At 68.2% G+C, this 14837-nt stretch carries 11 protein-coding genes and 1 pseudogene; 4 read left to right on the top strand and 8 right to left on the bottom strand.

The genetic code is table 11. The annotated features are described in order from the left end of the window. Nucleotides 1-272 precede the first annotated feature (272 nt). Nucleotides 273-1964 (top strand): annotated as a pseudogene (locus tag OF380_RS28760) (tetratricopeptide repeat protein); the annotation flags it as partial. Between the two features lie 141 nt (nt 1965-2105). On the opposite strand, the gene OF380_RS10035 reads toward OF380_RS28760, so the two are convergent. The 5 genes from OF380_RS10035 to OF380_RS10015 all read right to left on the bottom strand — a co-directional run bounded on the left by OF380_RS10035 (nt 2106) and on the right by OF380_RS10015 (nt 7207). Then, nucleotides 2106-3341 carry an AGE family epimerase/isomerase gene (locus OF380_RS10035; RefSeq protein ID WP_264050616.1) on the bottom strand — a complete coding sequence of 412 codons (1236 nt, stop codon included), beginning with the start codon at nt 3339-3341 and terminating at the stop codon, nt 2106-2108. Beyond that, nucleotides 3334-3948, bottom strand: a complete 615-nt coding sequence (locus OF380_RS10030) for a D-glycero-alpha-D-manno-heptose-1,7-bisphosphate 7-phosphatase (RefSeq protein WP_264050615.1) — start codon at nt 3946-3948, stop codon at nt 3334-3336. Before OF380_RS10030 ends, OF380_RS10035 begins: the two co-directional genes overlap by 8 nt. Before the next feature lie 15 nt (nt 3949-3963). After that, nucleotides 3964-5367 (bottom strand): PfkB family carbohydrate kinase, encoded by a 1404-nt coding sequence (locus OF380_RS10025; RefSeq protein WP_264050614.1) that lies wholly within the window; start codon nt 5365-5367, stop codon nt 3964-3966. A 410-nt stretch (nt 5368-5777) separates the two neighbouring features. After that, complete coding sequence (locus OF380_RS10020; RefSeq protein WP_264050613.1) at nt 5778-6416, bottom strand: sensor histidine kinase; 639 nt, start codon at nt 6414-6416, stop codon at nt 5778-5780. Between the two features lie 41 nt (nt 6417-6457). After that, on the bottom strand, nt 6458-7207 hold the full coding sequence (locus OF380_RS10015) for a Crp/Fnr family transcriptional regulator (RefSeq protein WP_264050612.1): 750 nt from the start codon (nt 7205-7207) through the stop codon (nt 6458-6460). Nucleotides 7208-7804: 597 nt separating this feature from the next. On the opposite strand from OF380_RS10015, the gene OF380_RS10010 reads away from it, so the two are divergent. After that, on the top strand, nt 7805-8506 hold the full coding sequence (locus tag OF380_RS10010) for a GNAT family N-acetyltransferase (RefSeq protein WP_264050611.1): 702 nt from the start codon (nt 7805-7807) through the stop codon (nt 8504-8506). A 156-nt stretch (nt 8507-8662) separates the two neighbouring features. On the opposite strand, the gene OF380_RS10005 is transcribed toward OF380_RS10010, so the two are convergent. The 3 genes from OF380_RS10005 to OF380_RS09995 form a co-directional block, all read right to left on the bottom strand. After that, nucleotides 8663-9901, bottom strand: coding sequence for a glycosyltransferase family 4 protein (locus tag OF380_RS10005; protein ID WP_264050610.1), 1239 nt, complete (start codon nt 9899-9901; stop codon nt 8663-8665). Then, nucleotides 9898-10851 carry an NAD-dependent epimerase/dehydratase family protein gene (locus OF380_RS10000; RefSeq protein ID WP_264050609.1) on the bottom strand — a complete coding sequence of 318 codons (954 nt, stop codon included), beginning with the start codon at nt 10849-10851 and terminating at the stop codon, nt 9898-9900. Before OF380_RS10000 ends, OF380_RS10005 begins: the two co-directional genes overlap by 4 nt. 75 nt (nt 10852-10926) lie before the next feature. Continuing rightward, nucleotides 10927-12336, bottom strand: a complete 1410-nt coding sequence (locus OF380_RS09995) for a mannose-1-phosphate guanylyltransferase/mannose-6-phosphate isomerase (protein ID WP_264050608.1) — start codon at nt 12334-12336, stop codon at nt 10927-10929. 723 nt (nt 12337-13059) lie between these two features. Here OF380_RS09995 and OF380_RS09990 point away from each other — a divergent pair. Both OF380_RS09990 and OF380_RS09985 read left to right on the top strand, forming a co-directional pair. After that, nucleotides 13060-14037, top strand: coding sequence for a UDP-glucuronic acid decarboxylase family protein (locus tag OF380_RS09990; protein WP_264050607.1), 978 nt, complete (start codon nt 13060-13062; stop codon nt 14035-14037). Next, nucleotides 14034-14837, top strand: coding sequence for a WecB/TagA/CpsF family glycosyltransferase (locus OF380_RS09985; protein ID WP_264050606.1), 804 nt, complete (start codon nt 14034-14036; stop codon nt 14835-14837). Before OF380_RS09990 ends, OF380_RS09985 begins: the two co-directional genes overlap by 4 nt.

Here is a 14837-nt window from a genome sequence, read left to right as displayed (position 1 = left end):
AAGTAAAGCATTGTAAAAATGCCTCTTAGGACAGGATCGCACTTCAGCAGAAAGATCATCTAGCGTATAGAAAATGAATTCAAGCGCTTTTAATCTCTGAGGGATGTTTCCTTAACGAATACCTTCAAGGCTCCCGACGCCAAGCGCGCAGGTGCGCGCCGCCCGGACCTTCCAGGCAATTCCCAGGCGTGATGAGCTCATGGTATGTTCAAGGTTTCTTGCTGGCAAGTGAAACCGACATGGTTGTATGTCGATCGCTCGTAGCAACCTAGATGTTAGGGAGGCTACGTGGCATATCTCAGAGGGACATTGGCATGTCGCCGCGGCACATCGGGGAAGTTCGCGCGCTTTTGAGCCGGGGTCTTCTGACGGAGGCCATTGCCTTACTCCGCATCATCGAGGCCCACTCGGCATCGGACCCGGACATGCTATCGATGCTGGGCGTTGCTCTTGCCATGCAGGGCCAGCGGACCGAGGCCGAGGCGTACCTGCGGGCGGCCTTGCGCGCCGCGCCCCAGGTCGCCAGCCTGCACAGCAACCTCGGCAACCTGCTGCACGAACAGGGGCGTTTTGCCGAAGCGGAAACCAGTCTTCGCCGAGCGTTGACGCTTCGGCCAGACTATCCCGACGCCCTCGAAAACCTCGGCGTGACCCAGCGTGCCCTCGGACATCTGCGCGAGGCCGAGACCAGCGTCCGCACGGCCCTCCGCCTGCGGCCGGATTCGGCCACCGCCCATCGGAACCTGAGCGCTCTGCTCGCCGCGCAGGGCCGCTTTGCCGAGGCCATTCCGGCCCTCTCGGCATGGGCACGGCTTCAGCCGGCCGACGCCGCAGCACAGGTCGCCCTCGCACAGGGGCACCGGCACTGCGGACACCTCGCGGAGGCCGAAGCGATCCTGCGCCGCATCCTCGACGCCGACCCCGCCGACGTGGCGGCGCTGATCGAGCAGGGCAGCGTCCTCCACGCGGCGGGCCGGTTCGCCGAGGCGGAGGCGGCCTGGCACTCCGCCGCCGTCCGGGCGCCCGGCGCGCCGCAGCCGGCCCTCGGCCTCGGAATCCTGGCCGCCGAGGCCGGGCGCTACGCCCCTGCGGAGGCCCACCTGCGTCGGGCGATCGCCCTGGACCCCCGCTACCCCGAAGCGCTCAACTCGCTGGGTGATGTCCTGAGGAACGTCGGCCGCTTCGAAGAGGCGGAGGTCGCGCTGCGGGCGGCTCTGGCACTGCGTCCGGACTACCCCGAAGCCCAGGTCAGCCTCGCGTTCCTCCTCCTGCAGACGGAACGCTTCGCGCAAGGCTGGCTCCTGTACGAGGCGCGATGGCGGGTGGAAGCCTGGAGGTCGCGGGCGAGCCCTGCGCGGGTTCCATCCTGGCAGGGGCAGGAGCCGGGAACCGGGCCCCTCCTCGTCCACGCCGAGCAGGGGCTCGGCGATACCCTGCAGTTCGTCCGCTACCTGCGTGCCCTGCCGTCGGGCGTCCGCATCCTGCTCCAGGTTCAGGCACCGCTCGTCCGACTCCTGCGGACGAGTTTCCGGGACCGGAGCGTCGAGGTGGTCGACCTTGCTCAAGCGGCCGATCACGCCCGGTATCAGGTGCCGCTGCTGAGCCTGCCCCGGCATCTCGGCGACGCCGAGCCCGCGGGGCGGGACGGAGCGCCCTATCTCGCCGCCGACCCGGATGACGTGGCCCGCTGGCGGGCGCGGCTCACCGCCTTCGAGGGATTGCGCGTCGGTCTCGTCTGGGCCGGCAATCCGACGCTGGCAGCGGATGCCCGGCGCTCGCTGACATTGGATGTCCTGGCGCCGCTCGGCCGGATCGGGGGCCTACGCTTGGTTTCCCTCCAGTTGGGCGAAGCCCGGCTACGGGAGACTCCGGCGGGCCTCGACCTCTACGATCCGACCCCCGACCTCTCGGATCTGGCCGACACGGCGGCCCTCGTCACGGGCCTCGATCTCGTGATCAGCGTCGACACGGCCGTGGCACATCTGGCGGCGGCGCTCGGAAAGCCGGTCTGGCTCCTGAACCGGCACGACACCTGTTGGCGCTGGGGCCGGTCCGAAGGATGCAATCGCTGGTACCCGACCTTGCGCGAGTACCGGCAAACCCGTTCAGGGGACTGGGGCCCGGTCATCGCGCGGGTGGCCGACGATCTCCTCGCCGCCGTCCGGCGGGGCACGGTCGGGAGCGGCGGTGGGCGCATGTCCGTGCGACAGCCTCCGGCTCGCCTCGGTGATGGCGCCGGTGAGGTGATAGAGGCTGCTCGCCCGGGCGACTGAGTTCGGCCCCTCGCGACCGGGGCCGATCTGCTCCCTCCAGAGCCCCTTCGGTTCGGGCAGGAGGAAACGCCCGAGATTCGCATACGCGCGCAGCAACCCGTCCGTGCTTCGATCCGCCCGACAGGCCTCCGCCTTCAGGGCCTCGGCCTGGGGCCAGAGGCTGCGTCCGGGGGACCGCACGCGCCCGTCGCTCCACACCGTGTCGAACAAGGGGCCGGCCCCGAACCGCTGCGTGAAGCGCCCCAACGCCTGCGCCGCCGCATCGCACCGCGCCCGCCGGCCCGACCGGTCTCCGGTCAGGTCGACGAAGCGGGAGAGGAGCCAGATCCACTCCGCATGGTGGCCGGGCTCGACGATGAAGACCTTCGACTCCGCGAGCGGCCGCCACGCCGCGTCGAAGGATTCCGGCAGGGCGCCTGCAGCGTCCTGAAACAGGACATCGAGAAACAGGTCGACCATTTCGGCGGCGCGCACGAAGAACAGGTCGTCGTGGAAGCTTTCCCCGGCGGCCAGAAAAGCCTCCAGGAGGTGCATGTGCGGGTTCTGCCGGCGCGGAAGCCGGTCGGGTAAGCCCTCCCGGAAACCGGACCCTCCCGGATGCCGGAGCGACGTGTCGAGGAATCGGACGAGCGCGTGCGCCTCGTGCCGCAGGCGATGGCAGGGCCGGAGCGCGTGGGCCGAGGCCAGCGCCAGGAGGACGAAGGCCTGGTCGTAGAGGTCGACGCGCGCGTCGATGACGGTCCCTTGCACATCGCAGCGCGTCGCGTAGCGGCCGCCCGACAGCGCGAAGTGGGTGCGGATGCTTCGCAGCCCCAGTTCCACGGCATCGTGCGCCTTGGGAAGACTCGCCCTCGCCGCGTGACTGAAGGCGTAGACCTGGCGCGCCGCCACCCTGAGGCGGCGGAACGGGGCGTCGCACCGCAGGGTCGACGGGCAGAGGTGCTCGTGAAAGCCGCCCCGGTCCCAATCGACCCCGTGTTCGAGCCAGAGCGGCCAGGCCTGCGCGCGCAGCCATCGATCCGTGGTCTCGACCACGCGCGTCAGCGCCTCAAGGCCCGGCTCAGCCAAGGACGAAGGCCAGCCCTGGCCCTGCAATCCCGCGAATGGCGGAGATCAGGTCCCGCGCGACGTCGGTCGCGGCCTCGGGAAGTGCATCGCCCGGCTCGGCCAGCAGGATCCGGCGCGCCACGCCCGCATCGCGCGCGGCGACCAGGTCCGTGATGCGGTCGCCGACCATGATGCTGTTCGCCAGATCGAGGGCGAACCGGTCCCGGGCCGCCAGGAACATTCCGGGATTGGGCTTGCGCCACGACAACGCCGTCGTGGAATCCCAGGGGGCTGCCCCGCAGATCAGAACCGCGTCGAGCCATGCGCCCTGGGCTGCGAGGCGCGCCTCGACGCAGGCCTGGACGGCCTCCAGGGCGGCGTGGTCGAAATACCCCCGGCCGAGGCCGCTCTGATTGGAGACCACGACGACGGGCCACGAGGCGCCGTTCATCCTCCGAATGGCCTCGGCCGCCCCGGGCAGGAGATCCACCTGCGCGACCTGAGCGACGTACCCGGTGTCCCGGATGATCACGCCGTCCCGGTCCAGGAACAGGGCGGCCCGACCGGGCGGGATCGGCCGGATCGGCCGGCAGGACTGGAGCGGCTCGATGGCCGGGGACAGGATCACGTCGCCGCGCGCCCGCTAGCGCGACAGGATGCGCTGGATCACGGCGCTCGTGCTGATCTCGGCACGCCGCTCGATCAGCACGACCCGCCCCCCATGCGCCTCGACGCAGTGGCGTCCGACCACGTCGTCCATCGCGTAATCGGATCCCTTGAACAGGACGTCCGGCCGGACCGCCTCGATGATCGCGATCGGGGTCGGCTCATCGAAGAGGACGAGGGCGCTGACCGCCTCGAGAGCGGTGAGCATCGCGGCGCGGGCCTCGGCATCCATGATGGGCCGCGTCGAGCCCTTCAGAGTCCGGATCGAGCTGTCGCTGTTCATCGCGACGATCAGGCGATCCACCTGTCCCCGCGCCTGCGTGAGCAGGGCGACATGCCCCGGATGGAGCAGATCGAAGCAGCCATTGGTCAATCCAACGGACAATCCAGCGGCTCTCCAGGCCCGAACCCGTTCCACGAGCGCGGCGAGGTTCGGGCTCACCTTGCGGGCCGGCGCGTAAGGGGCTTCGCCCTCGAGAAGCTCATCGACCTCCTGCCGCGTCGGCGCGGCCGTGCCCTGCTTCGCGACGACGACGGCGGCGGCGGCATTCGCCCAGCGCACCGCGTGCGCGATCCCGGCGCCCGCGCTCAGGGCGACCGCGAGGGTCGACAGGATCGTATCGCCCGCGCCCGAAACGTCCTTGACGGAGCGCGCCAGGGCCGGGAGGCGAAGGGTCGTGCGCCCCGACTGGACGAGGTGAACGCCGAACCCGTGCCGCTTGACCAGAACCTCCGCGATGCCGGTGAGCTGCGACAATTCCCGTGCCGCCGCCTCGACCGCGCCGTCGTCCTGCGGCACGGGCCTTCCGATCGCGGCGCCGAGTTCCGTCAGGTTCGGCGTGATGAGCGTCGCGCCGCGATAGCGCTCGAACCGGCTTCCCTTCGGATCGACGAGAACGGTCATGCCGCTCCCGCGCGCCGCCTCGATCAACGCCTGGATCGTATGATCCGAGAGCGCACCCTTGCCGTAATCGGAGAGGACGAGGATTCCGCCTTCGCCCATGCGGGCTTGCGCGAGCGTCGTGATCCGCGCGGCCACTTCAGGGGATGGGGCCTCGGATGTCTCCCAATCCACGCGCAACAGGTGCGTGTGATGTTGGGGACTGACGAAGCGGGTCTTCAGCGTCGTGCGCCGCGTCCTGTCCGCGGCGAAGACCGTGTCGATGCCCTCCCACGAGGCCAGGGCCCGCCGCAGGAGATCGGCCTCCTCGTCCGCCCCCACCAGCCCGACGAGCACGCATTCGGCACCGAGGGCCGCAACATTGACGGCGACGTTCGCGGCCCCTCCGGGCATCTGCTCCTGCGCCTGGGCAGCGAGGACGATCGCGGGTGCCTCCGGGGAAACGCGACCCGCGTGACCGTAGACGTACCGGTCGAGCATGCAGTCTCCGACCACCAGAATGCGGCGACGGGCACGTGCGCCGACAAGCCTTTCCCCCGCTTCCATCAGCACCTCTTTCGAGGCTCAAGCTAACCGCTCCAAAAATCCCTTTCAAATGGAAAAACTAAACCTGCCGCCTCATCCGGAGCGCTCACAGGTTGCATTGTAAATTTATATCCTGTGCAACTTCCACTTCACGATCTCGGAAATTCGACCTGACAGCTCATGTGAAACCATGAGGCTGCACACCTTCCGAGACCTCGAACGCCCTCGCAAAGCCGAACCGACCCCTGCGCGGGCCCTCCTGCCGGGTCACACGGCCAAGAAGCAGGAGGGCGAGAACCGCGCCGTCAGTGCGCGGGCGAGGTCGGCGCGGTCATCGCCGATCTTGGATGAAGGCACGGCGTGCCTCAGGCCTCGTGCAGCATGCGCTCGGTCAGGGGCAGCACCAGCCGGTAGTGCAGGCCATCGGCCGCAAAGCTGAGGCTCACCCCGGCGTCCAGGTTGTGCGCCAGCATCTCCAGCAGCACCACGCTGCCGAAGCCGCGACGGCGCGGCGCCTGCGTGTCGAGGTTCTGACCGCTCTCGACCCAGTCGAAGGTCAGTTGAGGGCCGCCATCCCCCTCCTCGATCCGCCACGTCACCGTCAGCCGTCCCCCGGCCTCCGACAGGGCGCCGAACTTCAGGGCGTTCGTCGTCAGTTCATGCAGCGCCAGCGCCAAGGGCTCGGCCGCGCGCAGGTGCAACCGCACATCGGGACCCGAGACGCGCGCCCCCCCGTCCCGATAGGCGCGGACACTCGTGAGTTCGTCGGTGACGAGGCGACCGAAATCGACGCCGGCCCTGACGTTCTGGAGGATCACGTTCTGCACCCGCGCCAGGGCCGCCAGCCGCCCATCGAGATGCGCGGCATACTCCTCCAGGTTCTCGCTGAGTTCGGCCGAGCGGCGGGCGATCATCCGGGTCGTCGCCAGGGTGGCACGGACCCGGTGCTGCAACTCGGCCAGCAGGATCGCTTGCGCGTCGGCGCCGGTCGCGTCGGATTCCATCGTCCTCAAAGCTCCCCCATCTACCTCCGGATAGAAACATCTCAGTCGGATGCCGGTTCGTTGGCATCAAGGTTGCGGCCCTCGCGGTCGAGATGCAAGTAGTTCGGGTTGAACAGGGAAGCCTTCTGCAGGGCGGCGAGATCCGGGATCGTCAGGCAGCCGCCTTTCAGCACGATCAGTCCGGCGCGCCGCAGTTCCTGTAGCGTCCGGTTGATGTGAACATTCGAGAGGCCGAGCGCGTCCGCCAGTTCCATCTGGGTCAGCGGGAGCGCGCAGCTGTCGCCCTCGGTGAGACCGACCCCGCGCAGGCGCAGGAACAGTTCGCAGAACAGGTGGCCCAGGCGCTCGATGGCGGTGCGCTGGCCGAGATTGACCGTCCACTCGCGCTGGATGGCCACCCCCACGAGGCTGTCCCACCACAGGGCCTTCGTCACGCGGGAATGTTCGTCCATCAGGCGGTCGAGGCTCGCCCGCGAGATCTCGGCCACCTTCACCGGCGTGAGCGCGGCGATGGAATGGTCCATCTCACGCAGAATGTAGATGTGCGTATCGCACAGATCCCCGGGCACGAAGAACGAGATGATCTGGCGGCGACCGTCATCGAGCTGCTTGTAGCGGCAGGCCCAGCCTTCCAGGATCAGGTTGACATGGCTTGGGTCGTTCCCCTCCTCGATGATGTCGGAATGCTCCGCAAATGTCCGCCGCTTGGACGCCACGGCTCCGAGGACCTGCCGGTCGTCGCACGAGAGCTTCGTGAAGTGCTCAAGCTTGCGAATGAGATGATGCGGCATGCGTTCCTCTTCCTGCACGTCATATGAATACGAAGCCCGCACCGTGCATTAATTCACCTACGTTAGTTCGGATTTCGGAGTGTATCTCCCAGGTCATTTCGGAGTACTACAAATAACCTTTAGCAAGTTCCCCGGGCCTCGAGGCCGTCGGGCCAGACGCCGGAGACCGCCGAAGACTGGTCTTTCCTGGTCGCGGACGCTCACGCGACCGTGATGCGCGTGCAGACCTGTGGCATCCGACACCGTGCGTTCGAGCGCCCCGATGCCGTTCGATCCACACGGTCGTGAGCGATCCGAGCAGGCCTTCTGCCGCGGTGCGACCCGGTTGACGGCAATAACTCAACGAATAATCAGCGCGGTTATTCCCCGCTCAGAATATAAATTTCGGGCTAAATCGAATACCTTCAGAACAAAAATCGCGCCGATCGGATTTACATATTACGATGATCGCTTCAGTCGACCGGCGGGAGCATGGATCGCGATCCGCGCCCGCTCGGCTGAAGCTTCGATCACTCGAAATCTCGATGAGCTTGTCTTGTTTCCGCGGGCAGGATTCGAACAGGCGTCCGAGTTTCCAACCGCGCATGTGGAGGTACGATGTTCAAGGTCCCCAATGCCCTCACGGTCGCCCTCGAACTGTTGCGGGAACGGCAGTTCAAGCAATTCCTGAAGCGATGCGCGGGGCTGATCTACGAGCGACGGATTACCTATGGCCTGCGCCGGGATCTTCAGGTCGCCTTCGTTGCGCCCAAGGCAAAGATTCCGATCACGACCCGCGCCTTCTCCGAAGACGATGTCGGCGCGCTGTTTCCCGAGGATCGCACGATCCTCAACAGGAAGGAGACGATCGAGATCGCGACCCGGCACGCGCATTACAAAGCCGGGATCGACCGGTGCTACGTGGCCGTCGATCAACGCAGTAGCCAGCCCTGCTACTTCCAGTGGCTGATGGGACCGGACCAGAACGCGAAGATCCAGGCGTTCTTTCCCAAGACCTGGTTTCCGGTCCTTGCCCGAAACGAGGCCTTGCTGGAGAACGCGTACACACCGCCCGCCTATCGCGGCAACGGCATCATGCCGGCCGCCATGGCGCAGATCGCCGAACGGGCCGCCGCGCTCCAGTGCCGGTACGTCGTGACCTTCGTGGACAGCAACAACATCCCGTCGCTGCGGGGATGCGAGAAGGCCGGGTTTGCCCCTTACCTGGTCCGCCAGGAGGACCGGTGGCTGTTCGGCACGCTGAGGTTTCGCACGTTCCTCGATCTTCCGGACAGCGTCCCTGGGGCGATCTACGCCTGAGATCGCCGCGCGCGTCGCGGGGGCGAACCGCGACGCGCGCACGGTGCGGACAGCGCCGGGACGCGGGGCCTCGGATGGGGAAACGAGGGCCTGCCTCGGGCGACGCTGCGCTCGCGGCCGGCACGCGCGCACCTCGTGCCGGCCTCCGCCCACCGATCAGGCGGCGTCGTCCAGGGCGAGGGGGATTTCATTCCAGTCCGGCTGGCCGGCCAGCACCTGCTCATAGGCGCGCAGGGCGTTCGTGGCCGCCGCCTCCCAGGTGAAGTGCTGCGCCACCCGGGCGCGGGCGCGGCTGCCCATCTCGGCCCGCTTGGCCGGGTTCGCGGCGATCCGAGCGACGGCCTCGGCGAGGGCGGGAGCATCCCCGGGGGGCACGAGGACGCCGCATCCCCCCTCGAGCTGGTAGGGAATTCCCCCGATCGCCGAGGCGAGGACCGGGATGCCCTCGGCCATCGCCTCGAGCACCACCAGCGGCAGGGTGTCGGCGAGCGTCGGGAAGACGAAGAGGTCGGCGCTCCGCATCATCGGCGCCACATCCGCGTCGGCGAGGCGACCCGTGACCACGAGGTGCTGGTCCGGGCGCTGCGAGCGCCACGCGGCATAGTCGATCTCCGGCCGCGTGTCGCCCGCCACGATCAGCCGATAGGGGATCGTGAGGCTACGGAAGGCCTCGAGCAGGATCGGCAGCCCCTTGTTCGGCGTGTGGTTGGCGAGGAACAGGCAGGTGAGCGTGTCCGGGCTGCAGGCGGGCAGGTTGAACTTGTGCCGGATCGCGGCCTCGGCCTCCGGATCGTGCGCCGCACCGCCGGCGACCCCGTTCGAGGCGACGTGGATCGGCCCTTGGTAGCCCATGCCGTCGAGGATGCTGAAATCGGCCGGCGACAGGGCGAGGATGGCGCTCGCCCCCCGCACGACGCGACGGACGGGGTTCTCCACCAAGCGCCGCCAAACCTCGCCGCGCAGGCGGTCGAACCCGTAGACGGTGCGCCCGTTGGCGATCTCGTTGAAGCCGTGCGTCGAGACCAGGTAGGGAATGCCGGCCCGCCGTGCCGCCCGGGCGACCCGCTCCATTTCGAGGGCGGGCATCGGGTTGTGCAGGTGGATCAGGTCGAAGGCTCCGGGCCTGATGCGATCCGGGATATCGGAGCGGTAGAACAGGGTGCGGTAGCGCTGGGGCAGGCGCGACCATGGCAGGCCGGGCGGAAGCCAGGTCCGCACGGGCACGCGGGACACGCCGGCGGCATCGACCGGCGCGACATCGGCCGTGGCCAGCATGCTGGCCACGCTCATCCGGCACTGCTGCGCGAGCGCGAAGCTCAACTGTTCGCCCGCCCGCGCGCCGCCGCTCACCGACATGTGCGGCGGCACGATCAGGGGCGCCAGGACCCGGATCATGCGTACTTCTCCGTGAGCTGGATCGACAGTTCCGGCTCGCGCCAGAGATGGGCCAGGGCCTCGTCGATGGAGTGCGCCTGGTTCCAGCCGAACAGGTCGCGGATGCGGCTGTTGTCGGCCGCCAGGAAGGGCCGGTCCACCGCCCGCACCCGTGTCTCGTCCTGGATCAGCTCGAAGTCGCTGCCGGTGATCGCCTTGAGCTTACCCAGGATGTCCGCCACGGAATACGAGCGGGAGGTGCCGAGATTCACCGTAACGGTCTCGCCGGTCCCGACGGCGCGGCTCAGCGTCGTCGCGACGAAGCCGGCGGCGGCATCCTGGACGTGGATGTAGTCGCGCCGGGGCCACAGGTTGCCCAGTCGGATCGTCGTCCGGCCGGATTTGAGCTGGGCCACGATCTCCGGAAGGAGGTGCGGGTTCGTCTCGCCGGGGCCGATGACGTTGAACAGACGGACGACGACCGCCGAGAGGCCATGCGCGGCGGCCGCGTAGCGGACGTAATGTTCGCCGTGCAGCTTGCTGTAGCCGTAGATGTCGCTCGGCTCGATGAGGGCGGTGTCCTCGCGGTGGGGCGACTCGTCCGGCTTGTAGACCGCCCCGCTGCTGGCGAAGACGAAGCGGCAGCCCGGGGGACAGGCGGCGAGGAGGTTCTGCGTGCCGGACACGTTGGTGCGCACGGAGAGTGCCGGATCCTGCTCGCATTCGGGGATGTAGTGGATCGCCGCGAGGTGGATCACGGCGTCGGGCTCGAAGTCCCCGATCGCGCTCCGCATCGCCCCCGCGTCGTTGATGTCCGCCTGCCGGAACTGGAAGGCCGACATCTCGTCCGGCCGGAAGCGGATCGTGCCGTAGCGCAACGAATCCACGACCCGCACCGTATGCTCACGCATCAGGCGGCGGGTGACCTCCCGCCCGACATAGCCGTTGCCTCCGGTGACGATGATCCTCATGGCGTTGCCTCCGCGTCCCGGCGGCGCGACCCCCGCGCCCTTCGCTCGATGGCGGCGACCGTCCCGACTTGCGGGTCAGACGCGCGCATAGACGTCTTCCAGACGGACGATGTCGTCCTCGCCGAGATAGCCCCCGCTCTGGACCTCGATGAGCTGGACCGGCGTGTTGCCGGGGTTCTCCAGGCGGTGCACGGCCCCGAGCGGGATGTAGGCGTGCTGGTTGGGACCGAGGTTCTCCACCGTGTCGCCCACGGTGACGCGGGCGAGGCCCGTGACGACGACCCAGTGCTCGGCGCGATGCTGGTGCGTCTGCAGGGACAGCCGGCCGCCCGGATTGACGACGATGCGCTTGACCTGGAACTGGTCGCCGAAATCGATCACCTCGTACCAGCCCCAGGGGCGATGGGCCCGCGCATGCGCATCGGCTTCCTTGCGGCCCTTCAGGCGCAGGTCCTCGACGATGCCCTTCACCTCGGCACTGCGCCGGCGGTCGGCGACGAGGATCGCGTCGCGATGGGCGACCACGATCAGGTCCTTCACGCCGAGGAGCGAGGTCAGCGGGCCGTCCGTGCTGACGAGGCAATCCGAGGAATCGAAGACTTCGACGTCGCCCTGGCGGACATTCCCGGAGTCGTCCGTTTCGCCGAGCTCCCAGATGGCTTCCCAGGTTCCGATATCCGACCAGCCGCAGGCGAGCGGGGTCACCGCGGCGCGGGCGGTCTTCTCCAGGACGGCGTAGTCGATGGAGCATGCCTCCACCCGCTTGAAGGCCTCCTCCTCCAGGAGAAGCGCGCCCGCATGGTGGGTGGCTCCGTCGAGCGCCAGCGCCACGCGCTCCACCGTCACCGGGTCGTGATGCTTGTATTCGTCGAGCATCGTCGCGGCGGTGAAGAGGAAGTTGCCCGAATTCCAAAGCATGCGCGCGAGCACGAAGCGCACCGCCGTCGCCGCGTCCGGCTTCTCGGCGAAGCGCTGCACCGCGTGCGTCGCGCCCTCGGTCGGCGTGCCGGGCTCGATGTAGCCGAAGGTCGTCGCCGGATGGGTCGGCGTGATCCCGAAGGTGACGATGCGGCCGGCGAGGGCGGCGGCCAGCCCGGCGCGTGCCGCCTCCCGGAACGCCTCGCCGTCCTGCATGACGTGATCGGAGGCCACCACGAGGATCGGCGTCTCCGGATCGACGCGGCCGATCATCGTCGTGCCGGCCAAGATCGCGGGTCCGGAATCCCGGCGGGCGGGTTCGAGCAGGATGTCGGCCTCGATGTCGATCTCCTGCAGCTGCTGCTCCACGAGGTGGTAGTGGCTGCGGCTGGTCAGGATGACGGGACGCGGCGCGAAGCCCGGTCCGCGCACCCGCAGCACGGTCTCCTGGAAGCTCGAACGCGGCCCGAGCAGCTTCGCGAACTGCTTGGGAAAGCTTTCCCGCGACGTCGGCCACAGGCGCGTCCCGGCGCCACCGCACATGATCAGGGGCTGGATCTCGGTCATCAGGGGGTCCTCCTGGAGGGCACGGCCGCGCCGGATCATTGGACGGGGCGGGAGCAAGGTGGGCGCCGCCGCGACGGGACCACGTGGACGGGAAGGGACGGGCGCGGAGATCCCGGTGCGGGATTTCGGTACGCGCCGTGTCGCCCCCATCCGGGGCCGGTCGCGACGACGTTCGTGACGACACGTCGATGGACGGACGCGTCAGATGTCGGGCGATCCGGGCTGAACCGCGTGCGGAAACACCGGAACGGCGGTGCGCTCGCCGCCGGCGGGGCTCAGAGCAAGAACTTCGAGAACCAAGGGCAGATACTCGCAGATATTCATCAATCGATCCCTTGATGAAGCGCACATCTTTCAGATCACGACCAATCCTAGGAAAGCTTAAATAAGAAATGAAGTTCTCTTTGGGGTGAGGCGCCACACTCACTTGGAGCTAGTTCATCGGAGAAACGTCCGGCCGACGCGGCAATTCACGACGCGGGGCCGTGCCGGCGCGAAGTGTTCCCGGGACGTGGAGCAGTCTTCCCGGGACGTGGGAGGGAGTAGTTCCATTTGGCTTGCCCTTGCGGGCGCCCTGGCCCGATGCGCCCATTGCCGGTGGAGACCGCCGGGGCGAGCATCGCTGGCGACGGCCGCGCCGAGGCTGGTGGACGACGAGGATGGAATCCTCGCGCATCTCAGCCCGCGCAGGACCGGATTCCGGCATGCGAAGGAACAGCTAAGATGGCCAAGCGGGTACTCGTGACGGGTGGGGCGGGCTTCATCGGCTCGCATCTCTGCGAGCGGCTCCTGAAGGAGAAGAGCGAGGTTCTATGCGTCGATAACTTCTTCACGGGCTCGCGCGCCAACGTGCTTGGCCTGATGGACAATCCGAACTTTGAGCTCCTTCGTCACGACGTGACCTTCCCGCTCTACGTCGAGGTCGACGAGATCTACAATCTCGCCTGCCCCGCCTCGCCGATCTATTACCAGCGCGACCCGGTGCAGACGACCAAGACCAGCATCCTCGGGGCGATCAACATGCTCGGGCTGGCCAAGCGGCTGCGCGTGCCGATCCTCCAGACCTCGACCAGCGAGGTCTACGGAGACCCCGATGTCCATCCGCAGACCGAGGATTACCGCGGCCGCGTCAGCATCACGGGCCCGCGCGCCTGCTACGACGAGGGCAAGCGCTGCGCCGAGACCCTGTTCTTCGACTACCAGCGCCAGCATCAGCTGCCGATCCGCGTGGCGCGCATCTTCAACACCTACGGCCCGAACATGCATCCGCAGGACGGCCGCGTGGTCTCGAACTTCATCATCCAGGCGCTGACCAACCAGCCCATCACTCTCTACGGCGACGGCTCGCAGACGCGCTCCTTCTGCTACGTCGAAGACATGGTCGAGGGCCTCGTCCGGCTGATGGCCTGCGAGACGGCCTCGATGCCGATCAATCTCGGCAATCCCGTGGAACTCACCGTCGAGGAACTGGCGATGCGGATCGTCGCCCTGTGCAATTCCCGCTCCGCCGTCACCTACCGGCCGTTGCCGCAGGATGACCCGACCCAGCGCTGCCCCGACATCGGCCAGGCACGGGAGCGCCTGCGCTGGAGCCCGAAGGTCAATCTCGACGACGGCCTCATGCGCACCATCGCCTATTTCGAGACCCGGTTGAGCGGTGCCAGCCCCCTCCTCAGCCTGTCCATGCGGGCCGCCTCGTGACCGCGCCGGCCTCCCCCCGCGTCGACATCCTCGGCGTCAAGGTCAGCGCGATCGACCTCGGCGACGCGGTCCGGACCATCGGGGACTGGATCGCCCGGCGCCAGCGTCGCTACGTCTGCATCACCGGCGTCCACGGGGTGATGGAGTGCCGCCGGGATCCGGCTCTGCGCCGGATCCACAACGAGGCCGGCCTCGTCACCCCGGACGGGATGCCGCTGGTGTGGATGGCGCGCCGGCTCGGGTTCGGGCGGGTGCGGCGGGTCTACGGGCCCGACCTGATGCGCGAGGTGAGCCGGCTCTCGCCGCAATACGGCTACCGGCACTTCTACTTCGGAGGGGCGCCGGGCCTTGCCGAGCGACTGCGCGACGTCCTTTGCCAGACCTATCCGGGCCTGTGCGTGGCCGGCATCCTCAGCCCGCCGTTCCGGGCGGTCACCCAGGCGGAGGACGACGCGATGATCGACGCGATCAACGCGGCGCGCCCGGACATCGTCTGGGTCGGCCTCAGCACGCCCAAGCAGGAACGCTGGATGCAGGCCCATCGCCACCTGATCGAGGCGCCGGTCCTGATCGGGGTCGGCGCGGCCTTCGACTTCCTCGCCGGTACCAAGCCGCAGGCCCCGCGCTGGATGCAGCGCGGCGGCCTCGAATGGCTGTTTCGCCTCGCCTCGGAACCGAGGCGCCTCGGCGGCCGCTACCTGCGCATCGTCCCGGGCTTTCTCATCCTGGCGGCGACCCAGCTCCTGCAGCGCGCGCCTTCGAAAGGTCTTCCAGCCCCGCAGGGAACCAGAACGGACTAA

This window comes from Methylobacterium sp. FF17 (assembly GCF_025813715.1).
In the GTDB taxonomy this organism is placed as follows: domain Bacteria; phylum Pseudomonadota; class Alphaproteobacteria; order Rhizobiales; family Beijerinckiaceae; genus Methylobacterium; species Methylobacterium flocculans.
The sequence above is the reverse complement of the archived record's forward strand: the minus strand, read 5'-3'. Positions and strand labels throughout refer to the sequence as shown.